The following is a 26,855-nucleotide window of genomic DNA, read 5'->3' as shown; positions in this document are numbered from 1 at the left end:
CTCAGAAACCGGTTCCCGGAAAAGGTAGGGGGTCTGGGGGGGTAGGGGGTGGCGATTCGGGCTCTAACCCGAATCGCCACCCACGACCACCTGGACCGGCCAGCCACAACGACTTTGCCGGGACGCGTGTCGCGAAAGCTTCTTTCGCGACGTCTGATGTCTCACTGTGGCTTTCGCGGCACGGGGTGGGGGGCGATCGGAGAGCAGTGCAGGGGCCCTTGCCCACCCTCGGCTCAGTGCGCGGGCGAGGCCTCGGCCGCGATCTTCCCCAGCAACTCCGTGAGCCGCTGCCGCAGCGTCGCCGGGTCCGCGGGCGCGACGGTGATCCAGTCCCGGCCGTCGGAACCGCGGGTGGCCTGGGTGAAGTACCGGCCGGACTGCGTGTCGAACCAGCTCAGCACCGAAGACCGGCTCCGCGTGCCGTGTTTGCTGCGCGCGTTGGCGCCGAACTGGCCACCGCGAAGCCGCGGCTGCGCCTGAAGCCTCGACAGGGCCTTGCGGTCCTCGTCGGACGTCGCCGAGCCGTCGACCTGCGGCTGGCGGCGCTGGAGGAAGTCCGCGCCCGAAGCGCCGACGAGCCCGTCCAGCGGAAGGGTGATCGACTTCTCCGTCCCGCGTGAACCCGGCGGCAGGAGGGAGACGATCGCGCTCGCGAGGCCGTCCGGGGCGATCGGGTGGAAGTGGAAACCGCGCGGGTCCTGCACCGTCAGCAGGCCTTGGCCGCCGAGCAGCGACGCGACCGCGAGCAGCGGTTCGGTGTTGGGATTGTTGAGCTGGACGCAGTCCAGGCTCAGGTCCGGCCTCGCGAGGACACCGAAGTAGTCCTCGATATGCGGCTCGGGGCGTCCGCGCTCGTCGGCGAGACGACGCTGGTTCAGCGACTGGAGCGTCTGCGTCCGCAGGGCGCCGCGCTCGTCCATGGTCGCCCCGTGCGAGCGGAGCCGCAGCGGGTACGGCAGCTCTCCGGCGTTCGCGCCCTCCCACAGGAAGTCCAGCTCGACCGGGGTGAGCAGTTCACCGTTCGCCATCTTCCGCCCCTAGTGTCTGTTGGTGAACCCGCGTCCGCGATCGGCGTCGGCAGGACACTGCTTGGTCAGCTGCCTCACGACTGCGGACAGGGCGTCCTGCCACCGCGATGGCGGGGCCTTCGGCCGGGGCAGGCTCTCGCACGAAGTCAGCGGGCGCGCGGCCGGATCGGCCGCGCGCCCGGTGAAAAAACCGCTCTAGCGTTCGTCGTCTTCGGTCCAGGCGCCGATGACCGGCGGCGGGGTAGCCTCGTTGGCGCCGAAGGCGTCGTCCGGGTCCGGCTCGATGAGGAACGACGCGTGCGTGTGCTCCTCTTCCTGCTCGGCCTGCGCGCCGTGGGCGCCCATGCCCATGCCGCCGCCCATACCGTGCATCGGCGGCGGGGTGGCGCCACCGATGGTGCCGCTGGAGGACACGATGCCCTGCTGCGGAACGGCCTGGGACGCGGCGCTCTGCGCGGGCCCGCCCTTCTCGGTGGCGGCGGCGTCGGTGCTGTCGGTGTCCTTGGCTCCGGACTTGTTGCCCTGGCCGAGCGCCTTGGCGCCCGCGTAGCCGAGGCCACCGCCGAGCGCGGCCGCGGTGAGGGCCTGGCCGAGCCCGTTGCCGCCGCTCGCCGGGGCGTGCGGGGTCATCGGGGCACCGGCGCCGGACGCGACGCCCGCACCCGGCGCGACACCGGCGGCAGGGCTGTACCCGGCCTGCGAGAACACGCCCGAGTCCGGACCGGCGTGGACGGGAGCCCCGACGCTGCCCTGCGCGCCGCCATAACCGTGCGTACCGCCGAAGACGGGGGTGCCGGAGACCGCGCCCGAGTTGAGGCCTGCGCCGCCGATGTTGCCGACGCCGCTGAACGAAGCGCTGTTGTGCGTCGCGGTCGGCTTCATGCCGAGGGATTCGGGGCCGAAGCTCGGGGTCGAGCTGTCGACCTCGCTCATCTCCTTGGTGTAGGCCTCGAGGAACCTGGCCTGCTCCGCCCGCACTTCCTTGTCCTGGTCGGCGAGGGGCTTCTGGTCGGTGATCATGCCGATCGGGCCCGCCGCCAGCGCCTGGCCCATGGCCTTCTCGGGGCTGTAGTCGGTCGGCTTCGGCATGAGCTTGACCTTGGTGGCGGCGTCGGCCTGCTTCTGCAGCCTGTCCGACATCGTGTGCGCTGCCTCGGAGGCCTGCGAACCCGAGTTCGCGATGGCGACCAGCGAACCCTGCGCGGCCGCGGCGCCCTGCCCGATCCAGGCGGCGCCCAGTTCGGAGATCGCGTTGTAGAGGTCGTTCGACGCCTGGCTCAGCTTGCTGCCGTGCGAGCCCCACGACTGGCTGATGGCGGTCGCCGTGCTGGGGTCGTTGCCGATGTTGGCCTGGTTCCACAGGTCCTGGCTGCTCGGCGCGCTCTCCCAGTTCGGCGGGTTGGTGATGGCGCGGTCGGCACCGATGTCGAACCCGTCGGAACGGCCGCGCGCGGAGGAGACGATGCTCTCGGCGTGCGAGTTGTCGCCGAGCTGGACCGGCGTGGTGCTGCTGCTGCTTTCGCCGTAAGAGTCGGCGCTGTGCTTCGGTGGCATGGCTTTCTGACTCCCCCTCAGACGTTACGGAACGGCTCGGCCGCGGCCTGGTCGATCTCGTGGTAGCGGGCCATCGCCGTCACGATGCCGGACTCGGCGGCCTCGTACTGCTGGAAAAGGTTCTGGAGCGCGGCCGCGTACGAGTCGCCTCCGCCGTCGGCACGGTTCGCCACCTTCGCGGCGATCGCGTTGCCGACCGGGTTGTTGCCCAGCTTCGGCGCCTGCCCGAGGTCGCCGGCCCGCTGGAGGAGGGCCTCGATGGCGTCCTTGCCGGTGCGGATCTTGTTCAGGACGGTCTGGGCCGCGTCAGGGTCGATCCCGACCTGACCCTGGGCCGCGGCGTTCTTGAACGCGTTCGCGTCCGCCAAGCTGTTCCCCATCTGAGCTCTCTCCGTTTCCCCCGGGCCAGGCCACGACGGCTGCGTGGCAAAGGTCTTCGCATAGGTTAACGCACTCGATCGCAGCCTATGACGCGTTCTCGCCGCTCAGGGTTCCGTATTTCCGCACACGCGGGCAAGCGGTTCTCAGGACGTGTAAACGTGCGGATCCAAGGTGCCGATGTAGGGCAGGTCCCGGTAACGCTCCGCGTAGTCGAGGCCGTATCCGACTACGAATTCGTTGGGAATGTCGAACCCGATGTACTTGACCGGTACGTCGACCTTGACCGCCTCCGGCTTGCGCAGGAGCGAGACGACCTCGAGCGACGCGGGGTTCCGGCTCGCGAGGTTCTTCAGGAGCCAGGACAGGGTCAGCCCGGAGTCGACGATGTCCTCGACGATGAGCACGTCGCGGCCGGCGATGTCGCGATCGAGGTCCTTGAGGATCCGCACCACGCCGGACGACGACGTCGCCGAGCCGTAGGAGGAGACCGCCATGAACTCGAGCTGACAGGGAAGGGGGAGCGCCCTGGCGAAGTCGGTCATGAACATCACCGCGCCCTTGAGCACGCCGACGAGCAGGAGGTCTCCCTGCCCGGCGCCGGGGCCGTCGGCCGGGTAGTCCGCCGCGACCTTTGCCGCCAGCTCGGCGATCTTGTCGTTGATCTGCTGCTCGGTGACGAGCACGGAGGCGATCTCGCCTTCGTACACGGGACGATCCCCTCTAGGTGGTGGACTGGGGTGCTTCGAGGGAGAGCCTGCCATGCGCCCGCGCGGCCACCAAGTCGCCGGGTAGCCAGACCCCGCCCTGACCCCGCCAGTTCCCCACCAGAGCGTCGACCGAACGCAGGTGGGCGTCGGTGAGTTCGCGGACACCGGAGTCCAGCAGCCACCTGCGGAGGACGCGTCGCCGCAGCGCGGGCGGTTCGGTGGCGAGCACCGCGACGTCGAGCCCTTCGCCGGTGAAGGCACGCAGGTGGACCTCGCCCGCGAGTGTGTCCAACGCCTCCGTGTCTTCGCGCAGTTGCGCCGCCGTGCGGGCGAGCGACGCCGCGACACCGCCGGACAGCACATCCTCCAGAAGGGGCAGTACTTCGGTCCGTAACCGGACACGGGTGAACCGCGGGTCTTCGTTGTGCGGGTCCTGCCACGGGTCGACGCCGAGCGCCTGGCAAGCCCGCCGGGTGGTGGCACGGGTGACGCCGAGCAGTGGCCGTCCCCACGGCGGGTCGTGCGGGCGCATCCCGGCCAGCGAACGCGGCCCGGAGCCCCTGCCGAGGCCGAGCAGCACGGTTTCGGCCTGGTCGTCGAGGGTGTGGCCGAGCAGGACGACCCCGCGTCCGTCCGGCAGCGCCGAGCGCAAGGCGCCGTAGCGGGCCCGGCGGGCCGCCGCCTCCGGTCCGCCCGCGCCCTCGACCCGCACCTTCAGGACTTCGGCCGTGTCGGCGCCCAGCTCCCGCGCCGTGTTCGCGGCGCGGACGGCGGTTTCGGCGGAACCCTCCTGGAGGCCGTGGTCGACGACGAGTGCCCGCACCTTCAGTCCCGCGCGGCCGCCGGTGAACGCGGTCGCTTCGGCCAGCGCCAAGGAGTCCGCGCCGCCGGAGACCGCGACGCACAACTCGTCGACGGCGACTGTGCTGTCGATCGACGCGAGGAAGTCCCGCACGGCCGTCCGCACGGCCGCGATCGCCGGATCCGGTCCGCTCACCCGTGCAGGCGCCGTACCCAGGCCGCCGGATCGCTGATCTCGGCCCTGGTCGGCAGCGTGTTCGGCGACGTCCACACCGCGTTGAAGCCGTCCATGCCGACGGCGTCGACGACGTGCTTGGTGAACTTCGCGCCCTGTTCGTACTGGCGCAGCTTGGCGTCCACGCCGAGGAGGCTGCGCAGCACGCGGTCGATCAGGCCGCCGCCCTTGCGCCGGGCGGTGAACCGCGAACGGATCAGCTCGACACTCGGCACGACCTGCGGCCCGACGGCGTCCATCACGAAGTCGGCGTGCCCCTCCAGCAGCGTGGACAGGGCGAGGAGCCGGTCGAACACCGCTCGTTCGCTCGGCGACTGCAGGAGTTCGGCGAGACCGGCGCCGCCCGCCTTGCCCTTGCCGATCTGCTTGATGGTGTCCGGCAGGCGGCCGACCAGATCGCTCAGGCCGTCCGCGTCCCGGCCGGCGAGCCCGCCGATCAGGCGCTCGACCTCGTCGGCGAAGTAGTCGCGCAGCCAGGTGACGGCGGTGAACTGCAACCGGTGGGTGCACTCGTGCAGGCAGACCCACAGCCGGAAGTCATGGCCCGGCACGTCCATCGCGCGCTGGGCCGCGACCACGTTCGGCGCGACGAGCACCAGCTGCCCGGCGCGGTCCGGCCCGCCGAACGGGTCGTACTGCCCGAGCACGCGGGAAGCCAGGAAGGCGAGCACCAGACCGGTCTGAACACCGGCGCCCCCGGCCAGCACGGGCGCCAGCGGGCCGCCCTGTGCCTCCGGCAGCGCACGGCCGGTGAGCGCGTCGAGGCCGGCCGCGGCCGAACGGACCCAGCCGGGCCTGTCGACGACTTCGGCGGGCAGCAGCGGCAGGTCGAGGCCGAGACCGGTCAGCTCACGGACATGCCTCTCCGCCTCGCCGGTCAGGTCACGGAGATCGGCGACGGCCTCTTCGGCCTCTTCGCGGTCGACCACCGGGCCGCCGCGCACCAGGAGGGCACCCGTCGAGGCGGCCAGGGACCAGTCGACCATCGAACGTGTCTTGGTCGGCGTTTCCTCAGTCACTCTTATGACGCTACCCGCTGGAAGACCGGATTCCGTCCCGACTTCCTCACGCTCCGATTCCGGTCACTCACCGGCAGCCGCACTTGTGCAGCGTCGCCGCGACGACGTCGAGCGCCGCCCTGCCCTTGTTCTGGTCCGAACCGGACGACATCAGCGCGAACACCAGCATCCGGCCGTCGGTGTCCAGCACCACGCCCGCCAGGGTGTTCACCCCGGACAGCGTGCCGGTCTTGCCGCGCACCCAGCCGCGGCCCGCGGCCGACGCCGGATCGCCGTAGCGCTTCTCCAGCGTCCCGCTGCCACCCGCCACGGGGAGGCCGGCCAGCAGGGGCCGCAGTTTGGCCGTCCTCGGATCCTTGCCGTCCGGTGCCGCCGCGACCGCGAGGATCTCGCTGAGCACCTTGGCCGGGATCTTGTTCAGGTCGGACAGTCCGCTGCCGTCGTTGATCTGGACGCCGGTGAGGTCGAACCCGGCCTGCTTGAGCACGTCCATCGTCGCGGTCGCGCCGCCGGTGAACGACGCCTCGGCGCCCTTCGAGATCGCGAGCTGGCGGGCGAGGACATCGGCCATCAGGTTGTCCGAAAGCTGCATCAGCGAGTTGGCGAACTCCGCGAGCGGCTGCGACTTGACCTCGCCGAGCACCTTCGCGTCCTTCGGTGCCGTCGTCGTACCGCCGGTTTGGGCTTCGAGCTTGCCCGCGATCTTCTGGGTCAGCGCGGCAGCCGGGTTCGCGACGCGGGGCGCGTGGTCGTTCTTCGGGTCGGCGCGGCCGCCGTCGGCCATCACGGGGAGGACCGGCGCCATGTAGGTGTTCCCGGCGGCGGTGTCCTCCGGGTCCCAGCCCTTCGCGGACGTCGGCCCCTTGAACAGGCTGATGTCCAGCTGGACCTTGGAGATCTTGCCGCCCGCGGCCTTCTTGACCTGGGCGACGAGGTCGTCGACGTGGGCCGCGCCCGGGTACAGCGGCGAGTCCGTGCCCAGCGGCAGCGAGGTCAGCGACGGGTCGCCGCCCGCGACGAGGACGACCGTGCCCGGCTCGGCGCCCTGGACGATCTTCGTCGAGAACTGCGTCCCGTGGTCCATCGACAGCAGAGCGGCCGCGACGACGAGGATCTTCGTGGTCGACGCCGGGGTCAGCGGGGTGCCGGAGTTCTTGTCCCACAAGACTTCGCCGGACGCCGCGTCCACGACGGTGCCGGTGAGCGTGCCCAGGTCCGGGGAACCGGCGGGGCCCGCCAGCGCGGCCGCGAGACCTTCCTTCGTCGGCCCGGCGCCGTTGATGTCCGGCCCGTGCAGGACCCGGGTGATACCCGCGGGTTTGGGGATCTCGCCCTTCGGCGCGTTCGGCGCCCAGGGCAGGCCGAGGCGGTTCGACACCTTCGGCATCGCGGCGGCGCCACCCATCCCGGCGAGCAGCAGGACGACGACAAGGGTCGTGATCAGCAGGGCTTTGCGCTTGCGCTTCGGCTTCGGCGCGGGCGCGGCCTCGGTTGCAGGGGGTTCCTGGGACGGCGGCTCGGGCCGCTGGATCCCGACGGTCGCTTCGGAGTCGACGCGCTCTTCGGCGGGCTCGATGCGGACCGGGCGCGCGTGCATGGTCGCGGACGGGACCTGCGCGGGAGGCGGCGGCTCGACCCGGCTCTGCTCGGGACGGCGGGGCGGCTCCTGACGCGGGGGCTCCTGCCTCGGCTCGGGTCTCGGGGATTCGGCGACCCTGTCGAACTGGTCCCAGTCCGGCTCGTCGGTCTGCCGCGGCTGGACGGGCTGGACGAAAAGCGTCTTCGGCTCTTCGCGCTGTTCAGGCTCGACCGGCGTCACCGGTTCGAAGGCGGACCACTTCGGCGTCGGGGTCTCCGGAACCTCCGGTTCCTCCTCCACCTCGACGACCGGCTCGAACCAGGAGCCACTTTCGGGTGTGACCTTCGGCACTGACAGCTCTTCGGTCTTGCCGTTCGCCATCCCCGTCATGGGCAGCCAGATGGTGGCCTCGCCCTCCCCCTTGGTGCTCTTGGGCTCGGCGGATGAGGTGTCCTTGTCGTCCGACGGCCACCTCGGGGCATCGTTTTCCGGCACTCAACGCTCCTTCATCCACCGTCCGGGGAAGGGGCCAAGCTCACATACGACCACATCGATGCGACCGCCCGAGCCCCCGTGGTCCACACTAGTGAAGACAAGACGATGATTTCGGTGAGCCGTCCGCGACGGCGGGGCGTACCAAAGACGAGAGCAGCGAGGCCGGCGTGGAATTCGACGTCACTATCGAAATCCCCAAGGGGGAGCGCAACAAGTACGAGGTGGACCACAAGACCGGTCGGATCAAACTCGACCGGACGCTGTTCACCGCCACCCAGTACCCCGCCGACTACGGGTTCATCGACGACACCCTCGGCCAGGACGGCGACCCGCTCGACGTGCTGGTGCTCGTCCAGGAGCCGACCTTCCCCGGCTGCCTGATCCGCTGCCGCGCGATCGGCATGTTCCGGATGACCGACGAGAAGGGCCCGGACGACAAGGTCCTCGCGGTGCCGACGAACGACCCGCGGCTGGAGCACCTGCGCGACATCCACCACCTGAACGAGTTCCACAAGCTCGAGATCCAGCACTTCTTCGAGGTGTACAAGGACCTGGAGCCGGGCAAGAGCGTCGAGGGTTCGACCTGGGTCGGGCGCTCCGAGGCCGAGGCCGAGATCAAGCGTTCGCTCGACCGCGAGACCGACCGGCTGGCCAAGGAGGCCATCGACGGTCCGGCGGCGCACTAGTCGCAGTGCCGAAGGGGGCCCTTCACCGCATCACGTGCGGTGAAGGGCCCCCTTCGCGCTCTACCGGGTCGTGGCCGACCGTGTCATCCCACGCGCTACCTGCTTAAGCCGAGTAGCCCGGGATCGGGAACGGCGCCAGGAACTCGCGGATCTCGGCGGCGATGGTGTCCAAAGCGGACTGTTCCTCGCCCGCCGCCGCGGTGATCGTGCGGTCGATCCACTCCGCGACCCGCGTCTGGTGCTCCGGCTTGAGCCCGCGGGTGGTGATCGCGGAGGTGCCGAGCCGGATGCCGGACGGGTCGAACGGCTTGCGCGGGTCGAACGGCACGGTGTTGTAGTTCAGTTCGATACCGGCCCGGTCCAGCGCCTGCGCGGCGGGCTTGCCCGGCACGTTCTTGTTCGTCAGGTCGATCAGCAGCAGGTGGTTGTCGGTGCCACCGGACACGAGGTCGTAGCCGCGCTCCACCAGCGCCTCCGCCAGCGCACGCGCGTTCGCGACGATCGTGTGCGCGTACTGGGCGAACTCCGGCTTCTGCGCCTCGCCCAGCGCGACGGCGATCGCGGCGGTCGTGTGGTTGTGCGGGCCGCCCTGCAGCCCGGGGAACACCGCCTTGTCGACGGCCTTCGCGTGGTCGGCGTCGGAAAGGATCATCGCGCCGCGCGGACCACGCAGCGTCTTGTGCGTGGTCGTGGTGATGACCTGCGCGTGCCCGACGGGAGATGGGTGCGCGCCGCCGGCGACCAGCCCGGCGATATGCGCGATGTCGGCGACCAGGACGGCGTCGACCTCGCGGGCGATCTCCGCGAACGCCGGGAAGTCGATGGTGCGCGGGATCGCGGTGCCGCCCGCGAAGATCAGCTTCGGCCGGTGCTTCAGCGCGAGTTCGCGGACCTGGTCGAGGTCGACGCGACCGGTCTCCTTGCGGACGCCGTAGCGGACCGGGGTGAACCACTTGCCGGTCGCGGACACGCTCCAGCCGTGCGTGAGGTGGCCGCCGTCCGGCAGCGCCATGCCGAGCACGGTGTCACCCGGCTGCGCGAACGCGAGGTACACCGCGAGGTTCGCCGGGGAACCGGAGTATGGCTGCACGTTCGCGTGGTCGACACCGAAGACCGCCTTCGCGCGCTCGATGGCGAGGTTCTCGACCTGGTCGATGAGCTGCTGGCCCTCGTAGTACCGCTTGCCGGCGTAGCCCTCGGAGTACTTGTTGGTGAGGACGGTGCCCGTCGCCTCCAGTACGGCCTGGGAGACGTAGTTCTCGGACGCGATCAGTCGGATCTTGTCGTGCTGGCGTTTCGCCTCGTCCTCCACGAGCCCCGCGATCTGCGGGTCGGCGGCGGCGAGCGCGGAAAGTTCGGGCTGGTGTGTCATCGGACGTACTCCTGCCAGAGACGGCCGGACCCAGGCGCGCGGTACCGGCCTTGTCGTCGCTTCCCGGTGGTGCTCCACCTCAAATGGCGCCAGTCGCTGGTGCGGACCAGACTAGAGCACTCCGCTCGTGCCCGGCTCGGCGTGCGGACGATGCGCGGCGCACCATCGGCGGCTACATCCGGCCGTGCGATCACAGAACGTCTGTGCGCAGACGGCGCAGCGTTTGATCCGCCGCCAGCCGCCGAACACGACGAGTTCCGCCAGCCCGGAGGCGCCCGTGACCAGGTCCCCGCAGCCCGGCCACGACGCCACCTGCACCAGGCGCCAGCCGTTCCCGGCCTCGACCAGCCGGGGCGCGGCACCGTTCCCGGCGAGGACCCGGTTGAGCCGGTCGGCGGCGGCGTGCTCGTCGGGCAGCGCCGACACGACTCCGGCGAGCCACGGATTTCCTTGTGCCAGCAGCCTTTCCGCGACCTCGAGCGCCGGGTCGAGGTCGCGGAAAGGCGGGACGATCACGTGCTTGCGCGTCACGGTTCTTCGATCGCGACACCCATCGAGCGGGCCGTGCCCGCGACCGTGCGCATGGCCGCGCCGAGGTCGCCGGTGTTGAGGTCCGGCAGTTTCCGCTCCGCGATGCCGCGCAACTGTTCCTGGCTCAGCTTCCCGGCGACCTCATGCCCCGGCCGGCCGGCTCCCTTGCCACCCAAGGCTTTCTTGATGAGGAACGACGTCGGCGGGGTCTTCAGCCGGAGCTCGAAGGAGCGGTCCTCGAACACCGACACGACCACCGGGACGATGTCGCCGCGCTGCGTGGCGGTCGCCGCGTCGTAGGCCTTCTTGACCTCGACGAGGTTCACGCCGGTCTGCCCGAGCGTCTTCCCGAGGTCGACCACCGGCGCGTTGCCGGCGGTCAACTCGAGCGTCGCCTGGTGCGTTTTCTTCTTCGACTTCGGTGCCATGCACCCGAAGCTATGGTCTCCAGTTGCTGGAGAGTCAATCGATCGGCTTGACGCTTTCCGCGTGACGGCGCGCCAGCTCCTGGTAGATCGCCGCGTTGTGCTCGACCCAGCCGCGAGCGGTGCCGTCGAGCGGGACGTGCTTCTTCGCCGGGCTGCCCATGGCGACCGTCTCCGGCGGGATGACCATTCCGGGCGTCACCGTGGCACCGGCCGCGACCAGCGCCTTCGCGCCGATCTGGGCCTTGTCGAGCACCGTCGAGCCGTTCCCGATCAACGCCTGCTCACCGATCGTGCAGTCGTGCACGAGGCACTGGTGCCCGACGGTGACGTTCCTGCCGACCTCGGTCACGCCGCCGTTGACGTGGATGACCGAGTTGTCCTGGATGTTGGCGCCCTCGCGGATGAGGATCCTCCCGAAGTCGGCGCGCAGCACGGCGCCGTACCAGACGGAGGCGCCCTTCTCGACGACGACGTCGCCGATCAGGGTGGCGGTGGGGGCGATCCACGCTTCGGGATCCACCTGGGGACGGTGTCCCTCGAATTCGAACATCGGCATGCCCCGCACCCTATGCGCGAAAGTCCGTGAAGGCCTCCTTCCCTACCTCGAATCCAGGCTGCGCGCGCAGCGCGTCCGTTGAGGGCGGCGGCGGGGGCATGGATGGAGTAGGGAAGGAGGCCTTCACGGAACGTCGCTCAGCCGATGGCGGTGTTGAGGAGGAGGTCCACGGCCTTGTCGTTACGGGTGGTTTCGCGGACGATCACCTCGTCGGGCGGGTAGAAACCGGGGTTCGATCCCCGCGGGTACATCTCGAAGGTGAAGCTCAGGATCTTGTGGGTGCCCCACATCCAGTCGTCGATCGTCCCGTCCGTGATGTACAGGTCGCTCGACTGCTGCGGCGTGTAGCCGTTCGTCGCCGCCAGCTGACGGCCCACCGTCTGGAACCGCTGCGCCTCCGCGGCGGTCATGCCGGGGGCGGTGTCGTTGTAGGTGAAGCCGAACGGCCACAGCACGAGCTCCGAATAGGTGTGGAAGTCGATGCTCGCCTTGATCTGCTGGACGCCGCCGATCTTGCGCGAGTTCACGAAGTTGGACACCGCGCGGGTCTCGGGCGCGGAGAACGCCGAGGGGCCGCGGTAGGTCTCGCTGGTCGTCGAGCCCGACGAACCGCCGCAGCAGCCCCAGTTGTAGGCCCAGTTGCGGTTGGGGTCGGTGCCGTTGCCCTGCCGGTTCTTGCGCCAGTACTTGTAACTGCCGCCGGAGATGTCGTACTCCGAGCCGTCCGGGTTGACGTTCGGGATCACGTAGATCTCGACGCTGTCGACGAACCGTTTGATCGCCGGGTCGGAGGCGTAGCCCTGGGTGAACCGGTTCACGATCCGCAGGCACATCTCGGTGGTGAGGTGCTCGCGGGCGTGCTGGTTGCAGGTGAAGAGGACTTCGGGCTCGTTCTCGTCCGTGGCGACGTTGTCGCTGATCTTGAGCATGTTCAGCGCGCGGCCCTGGTACGAGTTGCCGACGCTGCTCAGCCGCGCGATCGAACCGAAATTGGCCTGCGCGTTGCGCAGTTCCGTCGTGACCTCGGCGTAGTTGTGGTAGCCGGAGTCGTACGGCGGGAAGTCGTTGATCGCGTTCGTGCCGACCTTCTCCGAGCGGTCGACGACACCGCGCTGCTCGACCTTGAAACCGAGCGCGCGGACCTTCGCCGCGTCGGACGCCTCGCCGATGAAGGTGGTCGTGCCGCCCGCGGAGCCGAGGACGTCGACACCGAGCCGGGAGATCTGGGTGCGCTGCTGCGAAGTCCCGGTGCCGAAGACCTCGTAGATCTGCACCTGCGCGTCCTCGGCCTGCTGGTCCGCGGTCGCCGGACTCGCGGCGACCGGGATGGTGAACGCCGCGACGGCCGCGATCGCCACGGCCATGCACCGTCTTATGCGCATCGTCGTCTCCTAGCTCTCAGGCAGGGAAGGGGAACCTCACCATGGCCGGAGCGGGAAGAGGAGAACAATCCGTAACGGTACGGATCTAATGCGTATTTCTACCCGTAGTTCGCGAAACAGAGAGCTTCGATGTCGCCACGCAGTGCGGCGAACGGCCGCCGCCGGACGCGCTGCTGGACGATCGCGCCGAGCAGGTAGGACAGCAGTGCCCGCGCCCGTGCCCGCGGGTCTTCGACGTCGAGCGGGGCGAGCAGCTCCGCGAGCAGTTCGGTGATCGACGTCAGCATCACGTCGATGGCCTGAGGATGCTGCGCCCGGCCCGCGGCGATCCAGTATTCGAACCAGAGGAAGGCCGCGTTCGGGCGGCCGGAGAACTCGCCGAGGAAGGCCTCGAGCGCGGCGAAGAGCCGCTCGGACGGGTGATCGTGCTTCGCCGAAATTTTGCGCAAATCGGCGATGAACGTTGTGATGTGCGCCGCCATCGCGCGGTCGATCAGGACGTCGATATCCGCGAAGTAGTAATGAATCGCACTCTTCGTGAGCGGTCCGGCGTCCGCGATCGCGCGGACGGTGCAGCCCGCGAGCCCGTCCCTGGCGAGCACGACACGCGCCGCTTCGACGATCTGCTCCTGTTTCTGCAGCTGATTGGGGGAGAGCCGCGCGCTGCGGCCGGGAACGGCGGTCACGAAGTTCCTTACACCAAGTAGTCAGGACAGGAGCCCTGAAGCTTAGGGCAACCGTCCCGGCCGATCACAGCGGGTGAAAAATCTAGGTGGCTAGCCGCCGATCCGTAGCGGACAATGCGCGGCATGGTGACCTCAGGGGACAACGGGTTCAGCCCGGCCGCGCGACGGCAGCTGGAGAAGGAACTCGCCGATCTGCGTGCGCAGCGCGACGCGATGGCGCCGCTCGTCGGTGAGCAGGAACGAACCGGCGACGCCGCCGATCAGGCGGAGGTGCTGGACCGCGCGGAGGCCGCCGCCTACCTCGACCGGCGCATCGCCGACGTCGCGGCGAAACTGGAGCACGGCGGCCGGAACAGCAAGGGTCTGCTGCCCGACGGCACCACCGTCACCCTCAGGTTCGCCGACGGCGACGAAGACGAGCTCCACATCGTCACGATCCCCGGCGAGGACGCCGACGCCTCCACGGTCACGTCGGACAGCCCGCTCGGCCTGGCGCTCGTCGGCGCCAAGGAGGGCGACGAGATCACGTACCGGACGCCGCGTGGCGAGACCAGTGCCACCATCGTCACGCTGAAGCCGCCCGCCTGACCTCGGTCCAGGGGGTCGTGAGTGGCGATTCGGGTTCTAACCCGAATCGCCACTCACGACCAACCCGGCCCATCGCCTTCACGCACCCGGACGGCACAGCACCGGGTTCGCCAGTTCCGCGCACGGCCGGTGCCCGTGCGACCGGACGATGTCCTTGCCGACCTGATTCGTCAGGTACCGCAGGAAGCTCGCGACCAGCGAATCGGCCTTCGGCTCTCCGAACGTGTACGCGTACTCGGTCTCCCAGAACGGGTACGCCGCGTGGATCGCGCCCTCCAGGGTCGCCTGGTGGCCGTCGATCCGCACCTTCAGCACGTCCTCGCGTTTCGTGGCCGCGCCCAGTTCGCTGTAGCCCAGCGCGCCCGGCACCCGCGAAACCGCGTCGAGGACGTCGTTCGTGGACGGCTTCGCGCACCGCACCACTCCCGGCTGGGCGCCCGGCGCCGGTTTGAGGCAGTCGTCGGAGTTGTCGCCGGGTTCCCGCTTGCCCGCCAGGATCTGGGCCTCGAACGTCCGCCGCGTGCCGGAGTCGGAATGCCGGTCGACGAGCCGGACCGGCTGGTCCTTGCCGCCGATCTCCCGCCAGTTCGCGATCTTGCCGTCGTAGACGTCGCGGATCTGCGCGAGCGAAAGGTCCTGGACCCCGGCTTCCTTGTTGACCACAAGCGTGAACAGCGAGAACGCGACCGGACGCGGAAGCAGCTGCGGATAGCCCTCGCCCTTGGCACCGTCGGAAAACGCCAGCGTGCCGTCGTTCGCCGCCTGGTTCAGGCTGCCCAGCCCTTCGGCGCTCCCCCGGCTGTCGAAGACGAACGACGCGCCCGGGCACGTCTTCGTGTACGAAGCCGTCGCTTCCTTCAGCACCGGCGCGAAGGCCGTCGACCCGGTGATCGTGAGCTTCCCGGACGCGCAGTCCAGCGGCGGCGGCTTCTCGTCGAAGAACAGCGAACGGGTCAGCTGGAAGATGCTGATCACCACGAGGAACAGGACCAGCGCCATCACCGAGCCCGTCGGCCCGGTGCGGCTCTTGGTCTCCCGGAGGCTGCCGCCCTTGATCTCGCCGACGACCTGAGGATCGTCGAAGGCGTCGGGCGAGCCGTTGGGGACGCGGTCGAGCACGGCGAGGATCTTGTAGTGCGCGCCTCGGTTCAGCGGCACCCTCGGCAGGTCGATCACCCCGGCGGGTTGCTCGGGATTCTCGTCGCGCGCGCCGAAACCGGAGTCGTCACCGAAACACTCGTGCAGATGCGGCGAACTGAGTTCGGTCACCACCATCCCGGCCACGGTGCGGCCGGGGAATTTCACGCGGATGCCGACGCGGTCGTTCTCGTTGACCGCGTAGTCGTCGGTGTCGATGTCGGTGGTGCCGTTGTTCTCGATGCGCAGCAGCACGAACGACGGGTCGACGAGCCGCTCGCCGTTCTCGTGCTGGAGCTGCGCCAGCGCGTCGGCCGTCGGCGCGAACCCGCGCCCGGACGCCGTCGGGGTGTCCATCTGCACGCGGTAGCCGAGCCGTTTGCGGCCGACGAGCACGAACTCCCACAGGAACGCGACGGCCGGGACGGCGATCCCGACCACCGCGAGCAGGACGTCCCAGGGAAAGCCTTCCAAGACCAGCCTCCAGGTTCGGGGTGTCGAACCTATGGCTCATCACGGCGCGGGACGGCGTACTTCAGCCAGTGTTCACCGGCCGTCCGCGAAGGCGTAGTCGTCGAGGTCGAAGAACCGGCTCGTCACCATCGTTTCCAAGGTCGGCGAGGCACGGAAGGGCACGTCCCCGTTCGCGTCGAAGTAGTAGCTGTTGGCCAGTGAACAGCTGTCCTGGAAGAACACCTGGTGCTTGCGGCGGTCCAGCATGCTCCGGAAGTACCGGTCGTTGGCCTCGTGCGTGACCTCGACGCGGGTCGCGCCGGTCTTCCGGGCATTGCGGAGGCAGCGGATGATGTGCGCGGTCTGCGTCTCGATCAGGTTGAAGTACGAGGAACCGTTGTAGCCGTAGGGTCCGAGAATGGTGAAGAAGTTCGGGAAGCCGGGGACGCTGACGCCCTGATAGGCCTGAAACCGGTTCTCCGCCCAGAACTTCTCCAGATCGGCGCCGCCGGAACCGCGCACGGTGAAAGCGGGCATGTTGCCCTTCTCGAACACCTTGAACCCGGTCGCCAGCACCAGGACGTCGACCGGGTGCTCAGTGCCGTCGGCGGTGCGCACCCCGGATCCGGTGATCGCGTCGATACCCGTGGTCTCCAGCGTGACGTTGTCCCGGTCGAACGTCTGGAGGTACTCGTTGGAGAAGCTCGGCCGTTTGCAGCCCAAGGCATAACGCGGCGTGAGCTTCTCGCGGGTCACGGGGTCCTTCACCGCGCGGCGCAGATGCGCGCGCCCGATCCGCTCCCCCGCGCCCGCGGTCGGCAGGAGATTGTGGAAATGCGCGGCCAACGGGAAGGTCACCTCGACGAGTGCCTGGCTGGCCAGCCGGGACACCAGTTTCGCGCCCGGCAGCCGCCGCAGCGCGAGCCGCGCCGGCCGCGGCAGGACGGCGTCGGGTTTGGGCAGGCACCAGATCGGCGTGCGCTGGAACACCGTCAGGTGACCCGCCTCCGGCGCGATGGACGGGATGACCTGCACGGCCGAAGCCCCGGTGCCGACGACGGCGACGCGTTTCCCGCGCAGATCGACGCCGTGGTCCCAGCGCGCGGTGTGCATGACCTCGCCGCGGAAACCATCGAGCCCGTCGATGTCCGGCGGTTTCGGCTGGGTGAGCACGCCGGTGGCACCGACCACGAACCGTGCCGTCATCGACCAGCCCTCGGCGGTTTCGAGGCGCCACAAGTGCGTTTCGTCGTCGAAGGTCGCGGAGACGACCTTGCTGCCGAGGCGCGTGCGGCGGCGGATGTCGTACTTGTCGACGCAGTAGTCGGCGTACGCCTTCAGCTCGCGGCCCGGCGCGTAGACCCGCGACCAGCCGGAGATCTGCTCGAACGAGAACTGGTAGCTGAACGACGGGATGTCGACGGCGACACCCGGATAGGTGTTCCAGTGCCAGGCACCGCCGACGCCGTCGCCCTCTTCCAGCATCAGGAAGTCCTCGAAACCCGCCTTGTGAAGCAGGATCGCGGCACCGATACCGGAGAAGCCTCCGCCGATGATCGCGATCTCGTGGTCCGGCGTCATGCGGGAAGTCCTTCCTTGGCGAAGAGCGAACTGGCGCCGAGCACGACGACGTCCGCCTGATGCTCGATACCTTCGGCCGTGCGGATCCCGTCGGGTGCGAAGGCGTAGACCGGCCAGGTGATGAGCTTGCACCCGGGCCGCCGCAGCGCCCCGTAGTAGCCGAGACCCGGCGCCGTCCGCCGCGAGCCGAAGCGCCGGTCGGGCGTCAGGAGCCTGCGGATCCAGGGGTCTTTCACCTGCCAGCGCAGGAAAATCCGGGCGACGGTGATGCCGAGGACGTTCGGTCCGGGGACCGGCATCGGCACCACCCAGTCGGGTTCTTCCTGGAACACCTTCACCGAACGCGCGGTGGCCGCCACTTCGGGCACGATCTGCGCCGCCTCGCGGCCGGGCGCGACCACGGCCACCCGCTGCCCGGAGAAGTCGTGCGCGAACCACTCGGTGCCACGCAGCACCTCGCCCCGGAATTCGCCGAGGCTCACGACGCGACCGGTTCGTGGGTGATCTCCTCGGTCCACGACTGCGGCTTTCCCAGCAGCCGCGCGGGGATCAGCCGGGTCACCTTCACCATCGGGTCGGCGAGCAGCCGGTGGTAGACGTGCGAGCGGTCGACGATCATCGCCGCCTGCGCCTTGAGCACGTGGTACGCCGGGATGCGTTTGGTGAACTCGCCGCGGCCGCCGATCGTGGAGAACCGCTTCACGGCGTTGTACAGCTTCTTCTCCGGCAGGCCCATCGCGACGATGTTGTCCCGCATCTTGTTGATCAGCGGGACGAACACCACGATCAGGCCGAGGACGATCTGGGGTTTGAGCGAGCCGACGGATTCGGTGAGGAGCTTGGTCGTGGAGCCGGCTCCGATCAGTTCCAGCACCTCGAAATCGGCCGTGATGTGCCGGGCCTCGTCGGAGTTGATATGCCGGAACACCTGGTGGCACACCGGATCGGAGACCTCTTCCAGCAGGAACTTCACCAGTGCGCCGTCCAGCGCGCATTCCAGCAGCGGGATGAGCGTGGCCAGCGCCGTCAGCGGGAGCGTGTCGCCGTAGTCGTCGAGGACCTTGATGGCGAGCTTGACGTTGATGTTCGGCTCGGGCATCGAGCCGTGCTCGTCGAGCATGCCCCAGCGTTTCATCAACGCCAGTTCCGCGTTGGCGTGCTTCTGTTCCTCCGCGTGGAAGTAGCGGTAGATCTCCTGGATCACCGGGGTCGGCGCCTTCTTGGCCAGCGAGGCGAACCCGCGGGCGCCGACGTGTTCGATCCACACGAGATCGGCCATGAACGGCCGCATCTTGGCGCGCAGTTCGTCGGTCATCGTCTCGGCGCCGGGCGCGTCCCAGTCGATGTCGGCCAGCGACCATTGCTTGTCCTTGATGGTCTGGAGCATCGCGTCGAAGTCGTAGGCCATCACTTCTCCTTTTCGGCGGGCAGGAACCGGCCGAGCAGACCGGCGATCCGCGTGTACGGGACGGGCACGAACCGCTTGGCGTGCCAGAGAAGCTGAGCGTCGGGTTGCGGCACCACGTACAGGCGTCCGCGATCGTGGGCGTCGAGCGTCATCTTCGCGACGCGCTCCGGCGAGAACCCGACCACGTCGGAGACCCGCTTGGCGAGCCCGCGAGCCTCGGCGTCGATGAGTTCGCCGCCGAAGATGTTGGTGCGCACGAAGGTCGGGCACAGCACGGTGACCCCGACGCCGGTGCCGGACAGTTCGGCGGCCAGCGTTTCGGAAAGGCTGACGACGCCTGCCTTGCTCACGTTGTACGCGGCCATCCTCGGTGCGGCGGTGAAACCGGCGGCCGACGCGACGTTGATGACGCCGCCCGCCTTCGCCGCGCGCATGGCGGGGACGAAGGTGTGGCAGCCGTGGATCACGCCCCAGAGGTTCACGCCGAGGGTGCGTCGCCAATCGGACAGCGGGCTCTCCCCGACGAGCTTGCCGCCCGCGCCGATCCCGGCGTTGTTGACGACGAGGTCCGGCTCGCGGCCGAACCAGGAGCGTGCCTGGTTCGCCAAGTCCGCGACTTCGTCCACATCGGACACATCACAGGCGATGGCGACCGCGTTCTCGAGTGTTTTCGCGGTTTCCTCGGCGGCTTCGAGGTCGATGTCCGCGCAGACGACCCGGCTGCCGCGCCGGACGAGCTCGGCCGCGATCGCCCTCCCGATCCCGCTGCCCGCGCCCGTGACGACGGCGTGTGCTCCGTGGGTCCGCTTCGTCATGCCGCCCTCACGATCGCCGGTAGGTTTCCGGCGAGGAAGCGGCAAGCCCGCTCCATCGCCGGTGCCGCTTCGGGAATGAAGCGGGTCAGTGCCTGGAAGACGTGCATCTGGCCGGGGACCACTTCGAGTTCGCAGTCCGCTCCCGCGCGGCGCAGGGCCCTGGCCAGCTCGATGGCGTCCGCGGCGAGCATTTCGAGCCCGCCCGCCTGGATGATCGTCGGCGGGAAACCCTTGATGTCGTCGAAGGCGAACCGGAGCCGCGCCGAAGCGAGGTCCGCGTCCACTGTGTACAGACCGACCAGCCGCGCGGCCGCGGCGGCCGAGATCATCGGGTCCGGGCTCATGCGTTCTCTTTGGGCGGCCAACGAAAACGTCACGTCGAACAGCGGCGAGAAGAGGGCCAACGCGGCAGGCGGGTCTTTTCGTTCCCGGATCAGCTGCGCGGCGAGGTCGACCGCGAGATGCCCGCCCGCGGAGTCACCCGCGACAAGGATCCGCCGGTATCCCTGGTCGAGAAGCCGGTCGTAGGCCGCGCGGACGTCGTCAGCGGCGCTCGGGAAACGATGTCCGGGCGCGAGGCGGTATTCGCAGGCGAAGACCGGCAGCCCGGTGCCGGCGGAGACCCGTGTGGTCAGCCCGCGATGGGTGCGCGGCGAGCAGAGCGCGTAACCGCTGCCGTGGAGGTAGAGGACCACGGCGTTGCCTTCGGTCACCTCGGGCGCGCGGACCCACTCGCCGCGGATGCCCGGCTCGACGCGGCTCCCCTTCAACGGCGGCGAGGCCAGCCACAGGCTGCTCGCGATGAAGGCGCGGGAGAAGGCGACGCCCACCCGGTTGGCCGGGATCGCGTTGGCGATCGGCCGCACGAAAGCGGACGTCAGCGCGGCGGCCAAACCGGTTCGCAGGCCATTCTGCGGTCGCATGCCCTCAGAATGAATCTGAGGGCACCTGCTGTCAAGATGGAAGGGTGACCGCGTCCCGCCGCTACAGCGGCAAGACCGCCGACGAACGCCGCTCCGAACGACGGCTCGCCCTCCTCGGCGCCGCCCTCGACATCTGGCAGGAACAAGGCTGGGCGGCGGTCACCATGCGCGGCGTGTGCGCGCGGGCGAACCTGACCGACCGGTACTTCTACGAGAGCTTCGCGAACCGCGACGCATTGCTCGCCACCGCTTGGGAACAGGTCCGCGACGAGACCCTGCGGATGGTCCTCGACGCCGTCGCCGCCCACATCGAGCAACCCGCGCTGGAGCAGCTGCGTGCCGCTGTCGACGTCGTCGTGCACCACGTGCAGGAAGAGCCTGCCCGCGCACAGATCCTGTTCGGCGACCACGCGGGCAGCGCGGTGCTGGAGCAACTGCGGCGGCAGACCGTCCAGGAGACCACCGGCCTGCTGATCGAACTCGCCCGGCCGCATCTGAAGCCGGACGTGGACGGGCTGGAGTTCCGGGTCAACGTCCTGCTGGGCATCGGCGGCTTCGTCGAGATCATGCTCGCGTGGCGCTCCGGCCTGCTCGACGCGGACGCGGACGCGCTCGTCGGCCACCTCACCGGAGTGGGCACTTCGCTGTCGCGGATGTTCCTCAAGGGTGACACCAACGGGTGAATTTCGGGGCGGCCAGCGCCGTCGGCCCCGGAAACGGCTCAGGGCCCCATCCGGAATATCCGAATGGGGCCCTGACCTGCGGAGCCGCCTAGGGGAATCGAACCCCTGACCTATTCATTACGAGTGAATCGCTCTGGCCGACTGAGCTAAGGCGGCGGGCATCGGGCTCGCACCCGATGACGGGGACAAGTGTAGCGGAGGCTTGAACGTCACCTTCCAGGGCCACCGTCGTTAAGGTCCTATGACGCCGGTCTCAGTCCCCCAAGATCGGCCCATCCCCACTGGAGGACCTGTTCATGCGGCAACGACTGCCCCGTGTGCTGGCGCTTCCGGCCGCCGCGGCCCTGCTTCTGCTGACCGCGGCCCCGGCGACCGCCCAGACGATCCCGACCACGCCGATCCCCGATCCGGCGAACCCGGGACAGCCGCCGATGTCGGCGCCGATCGGGCCGCAGCCGCTGGGCAAGGCGGTCGGTGACGCGGGGGCGGCGCTCGGCGTCCTGCGGTTGCTGCCGAACGCGGTACCGACGAGCGCCATCCTCCCCGGAGCCGGCGAGATGCTGCCGAAGCAGTCCGCGCTCGAGGCCGGGATGGGGCTTTCCAGCGCGCAGGCCAACTCCGAGGCCTACCTGAGCTACGAAAAGGCGATCGCGCAGTCGTCGCCGTTCGGCCTGTCCGCCGCGGGCAACGCGCCGCAGACGCCGGGCAGCCTCGTGCAGACGGCACTGCCGGACAACCCGAAGCCGATCAGCGGCGGCCTCAACGCGCCGAAGAACCCGCTGTTCAACCTGGGCCTGCTCAACGGTGAGGCGCACGCGCGCTGGAGCCCGACGCTCGGACCGTGCGTCGGCACGATCGCCGATTCGAGCACGTCGATCGCGAACCTCGCGCTGCTGCCGACCATCCCGAACATCCCGGGCGCCGACCAGCTGACCCAGGCCTCCGACCAGCTCAAGGCGGGCCTGTCCGCGCTCGGCCCGCTGGCGAACCTGGGCGGGCTGCTGTCGGGCACCAGCACCAACGCCGACGGCAAGGGCGCCGTGCTGAGCCTGCCGAACACGCTGTCGTCGCGTTCGGTCGTGCGGCTGGTCGACATCCCCGGCTCGAAGAACAAGGCCGTCGAATCGACGTCGACGCTGCAGGCGGCCAATATCGAGCTGCTGAAGGGCACGCCGCTCGGCCTGACGATCAAGGTCGCCAGCCAGCCGACGCTGCGGGTCACCTCGACCGGCGACAAGAAGACGTCGAAGGTCGAGTACACCGCGCCGGTGCTGCAGATCGTCCGCGGCGACAAGGTGCTGTTCACCCTCGACGCGAACAACCCGACCAAGGACATCCCGATCGGGATCCCGCTGCCGTCGCTCAAGCAGGTCCCCGGCTTCGAGCAGCTGAAGAACGTGCCGGTCGTCGGTGGGCTCGCCGAGATGATGGACGGTGCCACCAAGCACCTTCCCGGCGGCGAGGCCGGGAACGGGCTCACCCTCGACCTCGGGGTGCTGAAGCTGTCGATCGCCGGGCTGAACCAGAAGTCGAGCGACATGACCTCGCCGTTCAAGGGCTTCCAGATGGGTGCCTCGGCGCGGCTGCTGGACCTGCAGATCCTGCCGACGACCGCGTTGCAGAAGGCGCTGCCGCCGGAGGCCGCGAAGAACCTCCCGTCGTCGCTGGCCCAGGTCTCGCTCGGCGAGCAGATCGCCCGCGCGTACGCGCCGGCCGGCGGTGTCGAGTGCGGCACGGCTCAGGCACCCCCTGCCGGTAACAACGGTGGCGCGGCGCCGAAGGGACCGGTCAAGAACCTGGCCTACACCAACGCGGCCTACGACACGGTGCCGATGTTCTGGACGGGTACGGCGATGCTGCTGATCGGTGTCGTTCTCGTGGCCGCCATGCCGGGACGGCGTCGGCTCGCGGTGGTTCCCATCGCGAAGAACTCGCCCGGGTCGCCGGGGTTCAAGCCTTCGCCGCGGCCGCGCTCGCTGGACTCGGAGGACTAGACGGGGCGAGGAGGGTGATGAACGGCCCTTTCACGCCTAGCCCCGGCGTGAGAGGTCCGTTCGTACGTGGGGCCTTCGCCGCTTTGATGCGGTGAAGGCCCCGTGCTTTGGATTTCGGCGCGGCGGATGACACACGGTCACCGGGGCAGTTCGGTGCGGGTGTGTGGAAATGGAGACGTTGAGTGTCCCTGTTTCCACACACCCCTCTCCCGATTGCCTTGCCTGATGCCCCCAATGTCGCATCAGGGACACTGAGCGTCTCAAATGCGACATTGGGGGCAATCACCGCCACCGCCCCGCGAACCCGAAGCGACTTCACTTACCCACAGCACTTGTCCACAACCATCCCCACCTGTGGACAACTCCCGCGACCAGCCCTTTTCCCCCTCCACCCCCGGTAGACTGGACTCGGGGTCGCCCCCCTGGGACGGGCGGGGGCTGGGGTGTGGCGAGCCGAGCGGGTCAGCCTTGGCGCAGGGTGGTGACCATGGCTTCGACGGCGATCCTCGGCTTCACGTTCAGGTCGATGGCCTCGCGGCATTCCAGGACGGCTTCGAGCCGCCGCAGGATCGAGTCCGGCGCCCAGGCGGAGGCGGCCTGCGCGATTTCCGAGGCGTGGTCGGGGTGGTTCAGCGTGGCGCCCGCGCCGCTCGCGGTCACGAGCACGTCCCGGTAGAACGCGGCCAGGTCCACCAGCGCGAGGTCGAGAGTGTCCCGCTGGGTTCGGGTCGCGCGGGACTTCTGGCGCTTCTCGAGCTGCTTCACGGCGGCTTCGGCGGCTCGTTTCGCCCCGGCGACGCCCTTCCCGATGCCGTCGCCGCCCATCGCGGTGCGGAGTTCGGAACGCTCGGCCTCGTCGCGGACCTTGCTCTCCTCGCCCGCGTCGGCCTCCGCGGCACTGATCAGCTGATCGGCGCAAGTGAACACATCGGACGGACGGCGCAGGCCGAGCGGGATCCGCAGCACGGTCGCCCGCCGCTGCCGGGCAGCCTCGTCGGTCGCGAGCCGCCGCGCGCGGCCGACATGTCCACTCGAGACGGACGCGGCCCACCGCGCGCGTTCGGGATCGATGCCGTCGCGCTCCATGAGCACCTGCGCGATCGCCTCCGGCGGCGGTGTCCGCAGCGTGACCAGACGGCACCGCGAGCGGATCGTCACCGACACGTCGTCCGGGTGATCCGACGGCGCGCACAGCAGGAACACCGTGCGGTCCGGCGGCTCCTCGACGGCCTTCAGCAACGCGTTCGACGCGCCTTCGGTCAGCCTGTCGGAGTCCTCGATGATCACCACCTGCCACTTCCCGGTGGTCGGGCGGCGGGCGGCGGCCTGCACCAGCGAACGCATTTCCGCGACGGAGATCGAAAGGCCTTCGGGCACGACGAGCTTGACGTCCGCGTGCGTCCCGGCCAGCACGGTGCGGCAGCCAGGGCATTCGCCGCATCCGGTGCCGGTGCTGCACTGCAACGCCGCCGCGAAGACCCGCGCGGCCGTCGAGCGCCCCGAGCCCGGCGGACCGGTGACCAGCCAGGCATGCGTCATCGCGCCGGGCGCGACAGGTTGGTTGTCGACGATCCGCGCGGCCGCGGCCGACGCCGTGGAAAGCGTGCGCGCGGCGGGCTCCTGGCCGACGAGCTGCTTCCAGACACCGATCAGCGCAGGGGCTTCCGTCATCTCACCTCGACCTTTTCCTCCGCCGGAGCGAGCCCGGCGAGCCTGCCGACGAGCACCGCGCGGATCGCCGTCCGCACCCGGTCGCTCACCTCGTCCTCGGTGCCTTCCGCGTCGACCACGACGTACCGGTCCGGGTCGGCGGCGGCCATTTCCGTGAGCAGATGCTGCACCCGCCACTGCGCGTCCAGTGATGCGGACTTCCGCATCACGGTGCCGGGATCGGCGTCGAGCAGGATGGTGATGTCGGGCCGCAGCCTGCCGGTCGCCCAGTCGGCGAGCCCTTCGAGTTCCTGGCTGTCCAGGCCGGCCACCGCGGACAGATGCGCCAGCGGCGAGTCCACGAACCGTTCCATCACCACGACGGACCCGGCGTCGAGCGCCGGCTGGATGTCCCGTTCGACGATGTCCGCCCGCACCGCGGCGGCGGCCAGCGCCTGCGCCCGCGCACCGGACAGCGAAGCACCTGAGACAAGTTTCGCGAGCCGCTGATCGTCCAGCGCCGGGTCGGCCGCCAGCACGACCGGACGCGTACCCGCGCGCAGCCATTCGGCCAGCCGCGCGGCCTGCGTCTCGGTGTTGATCGCCCGCGTGCCTTCGAGCGCGATCAGCAGCCCGTTCACCCGACGCGGGCTACGGCGCAGGGCGTTGCGGAGGTCGGCGAGGATCGGCTCGGCCCGCCGGTCGTCCATCTGCCGGTACGCGAAGATGCCGGCGAGCAGCGCGAGGATGCCGCCGCCGATCATCACCGGCCGCGTGCCGTCGATCGTGATCGTGCCGCCCCACAGCTCCACCTCGGTCGTCCGGACCGCGCTGATCAGCACCGGCACCAGCACCGTCGAGCCGAACAGCACGATCTTCATCAGCGACTGGTAGATCGCGTTGATCCGGCCGCGGATGGAGTCCTCGATCCGCGAACCGATGATCGTGACACCGGTCAGGAACGCCGTCCCCGCCCAGACACCGACCGCGGCGACCGCGACCAGCGAAACGGCGAGATGCGGCGACAGCGCCACCACGACGAGGCACAGGCCCGCGGCGACGATCGAGATCCCGAACAACCGGTCGTGCGCGAGCCGCCGCGCGAGCTTCGGGGCCACCGCCATCCCGGTGGCGAGCCCGAGGAAGACGGCGAGGACGAGCAGGTTGAACGCCGCGTCACCGGCGAGCAGGCTGGACGAGTACGGCTTGGCCGAACCGATCACCGCGCCACCGGCGGCGAACGCGCCGAAAGCACCGATCATCAGCCCGCGGACCAGCGGCGTCGTCCGCACGAACCGGGCGCCGTCGGCGATCATCTGCCGGAAGCCGAACTTCTCCTCGTCGGCGGCCTTGACCTTGGGCTTCTCGACCGCGTGGACGTTGCGCAGCGACAGCTCGGGGATCCGGGTCGCGATCACGATCGCGCTGGTCAGGTACAGCAGGCCGGTGATGACGACGGCGACCTTGGCGATGCCGAGCTGGGCGTCGCCCTGGAAGAAGTGGAACGTCGTGTTGCTACCGGTGAGCACGGCGTTCGCCCCGGCCGCGGTGATCACCGCGAGGCCGTAGGTCATCACCATGCCAAGCTGGTTGGCCGTCTCGACCTGGTCCGGACGGCGCAGCAGGTTCGGCACCGCCGCGTCCTTCGACGGGATCCACATCATCGAGCAGCAGCCGACCAGGAAGTTGCCGACGAACACCCACCACGGTGTGCCGACGAACGCGATCGACAGCAGGAACCCGCACCGGCCGAGGTCGCAGAGCACCATCACCTTGCGCCGGTCGAACCGGTCGGCGAGCAGCCCGCCGAGCGGGGCGAACAGCAGCCCCGGCAGCAGCGAGGTCAGCACGACCCCGACGAACGCGAAGTTCTGCGCGGCGTAGTTGTCGGTCAGTTTGGTGACCAGACCGGTCAACGTCAGGAGGTTCAGCCAGTCCGCGACGCTGCACAGGTAGGAGACACCCCAGATCCGGCGGAACGGCTTGATCGCCAGCACCCGCCGCACGCGGTGCATGGTGGAAGCGTCACGCCCCGCCGAATCACCCGTGCCCGCTTCGGGCACCGACTGCACGCCCTCGCTGATACGCCCACCCCACTAGTCACGCGGCGCCGAGGTGCGACCCGGGTCAACACCGGGTACCCCGACCGTACGGCCAGGGTATCCCGATGGGTGAGGTATGGA

Annotated in this window: 25 protein-coding genes and 1 tRNA gene; 4 read left to right on the top strand and 22 right to left on the bottom strand. The window is 69.5% G+C overall.

The window, feature by feature from the left end:
* Window positions 1-233 precede the first annotated feature (233 nt).
* The 7 genes from AC069I_RS09180 to dacB form a co-directional block, all read right to left on the bottom strand.
* Window positions 234-1,028: an ESX secretion-associated protein EspG gene (locus AC069I_RS09180; RefSeq protein ID WP_340685352.1), complete on the bottom strand. Its 795-nt coding sequence runs from the start codon at window positions 1,026-1,028 to the stop codon at window positions 234-236.
* Between the two features lie 195 nt (window positions 1,029-1,223).
* Entirely contained in the window at window positions 1,224-2,582 is a 1,359-nt protein-coding gene (locus AC069I_RS09175) for a WXG100 family type VII secretion target (RefSeq protein ID WP_478224418.1), read from the bottom strand.
* A gap of 17 nt (window positions 2,583-2,599) precedes the next feature.
* Window positions 2,600-2,962 carry a hypothetical protein gene (locus AC069I_RS09170; protein WP_125683481.1) on the bottom strand — a complete coding sequence of 121 codons (363 nt, stop codon included), beginning with the start codon at window positions 2,960-2,962 and terminating at the stop codon, window positions 2,600-2,602.
* A gap of 144 nt (window positions 2,963-3,106) precedes the next feature.
* Window positions 3,107-3,670, bottom strand: coding sequence for a hypoxanthine phosphoribosyltransferase (gene hpt / locus AC069I_RS09165; RefSeq protein WP_034310045.1), 564 nt, complete (start codon window positions 3,668-3,670; stop codon window positions 3,107-3,109).
* A gap of 13 nt (window positions 3,671-3,683) precedes the next feature.
* Window positions 3,684-4,667 carry a tRNA lysidine(34) synthetase TilS gene (tilS, locus tag AC069I_RS09160; protein ID WP_478224417.1) on the bottom strand — a complete coding sequence of 328 codons (984 nt, stop codon included), beginning with the start codon at window positions 4,665-4,667 and terminating at the stop codon, window positions 3,684-3,686.
* Window positions 4,664-5,692 (bottom strand): zinc-dependent metalloprotease, encoded by a 1,029-nt coding sequence (locus AC069I_RS09155; protein WP_478224471.1) that lies wholly within the window; start codon window positions 5,690-5,692, stop codon window positions 4,664-4,666. Before AC069I_RS09155 ends, tilS begins: the two co-directional genes overlap by 4 nt.
* Window positions 5,693-5,792: 100 nt before the next feature.
* The gene (gene dacB / locus AC069I_RS09150) at window positions 5,793-7,799 is read right to left on the bottom strand and encodes a D-alanyl-D-alanine carboxypeptidase/D-alanyl-D-alanine endopeptidase (RefSeq protein ID WP_478224416.1); all 2,007 of its coding nucleotides are present in this window, start codon (window positions 7,797-7,799) and stop codon (window positions 5,793-5,795) included.
* Between the two features lie 167 nt (window positions 7,800-7,966).
* Here dacB and AC069I_RS09145 point away from each other — a divergent pair, with 167 nt between their 5' ends.
* Window positions 7,967-8,485: an inorganic diphosphatase gene (locus AC069I_RS09145; protein ID WP_016337787.1), complete on the top strand. Its 519-nt coding sequence runs from the start codon at window positions 7,967-7,969 to the stop codon at window positions 8,483-8,485.
* A gap of 103 nt (window positions 8,486-8,588) precedes the next feature.
* Here AC069I_RS09145 and AC069I_RS09140 read toward each other — a convergent pair whose 3' ends face one another.
* The 6 genes from AC069I_RS09140 to AC069I_RS09115 form a co-directional block, all read right to left on the bottom strand.
* The gene (locus tag AC069I_RS09140) at window positions 8,589-9,857 is read right to left on the bottom strand and encodes a serine hydroxymethyltransferase (RefSeq protein WP_478224415.1); all 1,269 of its coding nucleotides are present in this window, start codon (window positions 9,855-9,857) and stop codon (window positions 8,589-8,591) included.
* 111 nt (window positions 9,858-9,968) lie between these two features.
* Complete coding sequence (locus AC069I_RS09135; protein WP_478224414.1) at window positions 9,969-10,388, bottom strand: CGNR zinc finger domain-containing protein; 420 nt, start codon at window positions 10,386-10,388, stop codon at window positions 9,969-9,971.
* Window positions 10,385-10,816 carry an uL11 family ribosomal protein gene (locus AC069I_RS09130; protein ID WP_478224413.1) on the bottom strand — a complete coding sequence of 144 codons (432 nt, stop codon included), beginning with the start codon at window positions 10,814-10,816 and terminating at the stop codon, window positions 10,385-10,387. The genes AC069I_RS09135 and AC069I_RS09130 overlap by 4 nt, the downstream gene beginning before the upstream one ends.
* A 34-nt stretch (window positions 10,817-10,850) precedes the next feature.
* The gene (locus tag AC069I_RS09125) at window positions 10,851-11,372 is read right to left on the bottom strand and encodes a gamma carbonic anhydrase family protein (protein ID WP_478224412.1); all 522 of its coding nucleotides are present in this window, start codon (window positions 11,370-11,372) and stop codon (window positions 10,851-10,853) included.
* A gap of 137 nt (window positions 11,373-11,509) precedes the next feature.
* Complete coding sequence (locus tag AC069I_RS09120) at window positions 11,510-12,736, bottom strand: M14 family metallopeptidase (RefSeq protein ID WP_478224470.1); 1,227 nt, start codon at window positions 12,734-12,736, stop codon at window positions 11,510-11,512.
* A 116-nt stretch (window positions 12,737-12,852) separates the two neighbouring features.
* Complete coding sequence (locus AC069I_RS09115) at window positions 12,853-13,440, bottom strand: TetR/AcrR family transcriptional regulator (RefSeq protein WP_034310021.1); 588 nt, start codon at window positions 13,438-13,440, stop codon at window positions 12,853-12,855.
* Between the two features lie 123 nt (window positions 13,441-13,563).
* Here AC069I_RS09115 and AC069I_RS09110 point away from each other — a divergent pair, with 123 nt between their 5' ends.
* Entirely contained in the window at window positions 13,564-14,028 is a 465-nt protein-coding gene (locus AC069I_RS09110; RefSeq protein WP_478265112.1) for a GreA/GreB family elongation factor, read from the top strand.
* Window positions 14,029-14,106: 78 nt separating this feature from the next.
* Here the strand turns inward: AC069I_RS09110 and AC069I_RS09105 are convergent, their stop codons facing one another.
* From AC069I_RS09105 to AC069I_RS09080, 6 genes are all read right to left on the bottom strand, one after another.
* On the bottom strand, window positions 14,107-15,639 hold the full coding sequence (locus AC069I_RS09105) for a PstS family phosphate ABC transporter substrate-binding protein (RefSeq protein ID WP_478265111.1): 1,533 nt from the start codon (window positions 15,637-15,639) through the stop codon (window positions 14,107-14,109).
* Window positions 15,640-15,711: 72 nt separating this feature from the next.
* Window positions 15,712-17,199 (bottom strand): flavin-containing monooxygenase, encoded by a 1,488-nt coding sequence (locus tag AC069I_RS09100; RefSeq protein ID WP_478265110.1) that lies wholly within the window; start codon window positions 17,197-17,199, stop codon window positions 15,712-15,714.
* Window positions 17,196-17,681: an NAD(P)/FAD-dependent oxidoreductase gene (locus AC069I_RS09095; protein WP_478265109.1), complete on the bottom strand. Its 486-nt coding sequence runs from the start codon at window positions 17,679-17,681 to the stop codon at window positions 17,196-17,198. The genes AC069I_RS09100 and AC069I_RS09095 overlap by 4 nt, the downstream gene beginning before the upstream one ends.
* Window positions 17,678-18,607, bottom strand: coding sequence for a ferritin-like domain-containing protein (locus AC069I_RS09090; RefSeq protein WP_478224408.1), 930 nt, complete (start codon window positions 18,605-18,607; stop codon window positions 17,678-17,680). Before AC069I_RS09090 ends, AC069I_RS09095 begins: the two co-directional genes overlap by 4 nt.
* Entirely contained in the window at window positions 18,607-19,422 is an 816-nt protein-coding gene (locus AC069I_RS09085) for an SDR family NAD(P)-dependent oxidoreductase (RefSeq protein ID WP_478224407.1), read from the bottom strand. Before AC069I_RS09085 ends, AC069I_RS09090 begins: the two co-directional genes overlap by 1 nt.
* Window positions 19,419-20,345 carry an alpha/beta hydrolase gene (locus tag AC069I_RS09080; protein WP_478224406.1) on the bottom strand — a complete coding sequence of 309 codons (927 nt, stop codon included), beginning with the start codon at window positions 20,343-20,345 and terminating at the stop codon, window positions 19,419-19,421. Before AC069I_RS09080 ends, AC069I_RS09085 begins: the two co-directional genes overlap by 4 nt.
* 44 nt (window positions 20,346-20,389) lie before the next feature.
* Between AC069I_RS09080 and AC069I_RS09075 the strand changes: the two genes are divergently transcribed.
* The gene (locus AC069I_RS09075; protein ID WP_478224405.1) at window positions 20,390-21,028 is read left to right on the top strand and encodes a TetR/AcrR family transcriptional regulator; all 639 of its coding nucleotides are present in this window, start codon (window positions 20,390-20,392) and stop codon (window positions 21,026-21,028) included.
* Window positions 21,029-21,110: 82 nt separating this feature from the next.
* Here AC069I_RS09075 and AC069I_RS09070 read toward each other — a convergent pair.
* Window positions 21,111-21,184, bottom strand: a tRNA-Thr gene (locus tag AC069I_RS09070).
* 140 nt (window positions 21,185-21,324) lie between these two features.
* Between AC069I_RS09070 and AC069I_RS09065 the strand changes: the two genes are divergently transcribed.
* The gene (locus AC069I_RS09065; protein WP_478224404.1) at window positions 21,325-23,022 is read left to right on the top strand and encodes a hypothetical protein; all 1,698 of its coding nucleotides are present in this window, start codon (window positions 21,325-21,327) and stop codon (window positions 23,020-23,022) included.
* Window positions 23,023-23,484: 462 nt separating this feature from the next.
* Here AC069I_RS09065 and AC069I_RS09060 read toward each other — a convergent pair whose 3' ends face one another.
* Together AC069I_RS09060 and AC069I_RS09055 are read right to left on the bottom strand one after the other, a co-directional pair.
* Window positions 23,485-24,693: a DNA polymerase III subunit delta' gene (locus AC069I_RS09060; protein WP_478224403.1), complete on the bottom strand. Its 1,209-nt coding sequence runs from the start codon at window positions 24,691-24,693 to the stop codon at window positions 23,485-23,487.
* Window positions 24,690-26,744 carry a bifunctional MFS transporter/dTMP kinase gene (locus tag AC069I_RS09055; protein ID WP_478224402.1) on the bottom strand — a complete coding sequence of 685 codons (2,055 nt, stop codon included), beginning with the start codon at window positions 26,742-26,744 and terminating at the stop codon, window positions 24,690-24,692. Before AC069I_RS09055 ends, AC069I_RS09060 begins: the two co-directional genes overlap by 4 nt.
* Window positions 26,745-26,855: the final 111 nt, after the last annotated feature.

It is taken from the genome of Amycolatopsis sp. NPDC043885, from assembly GCF_056435685.1.
The sequence above is the reverse complement of the archived record's forward strand: the minus strand, read 5'-3'. Positions and strand labels throughout refer to the sequence as shown.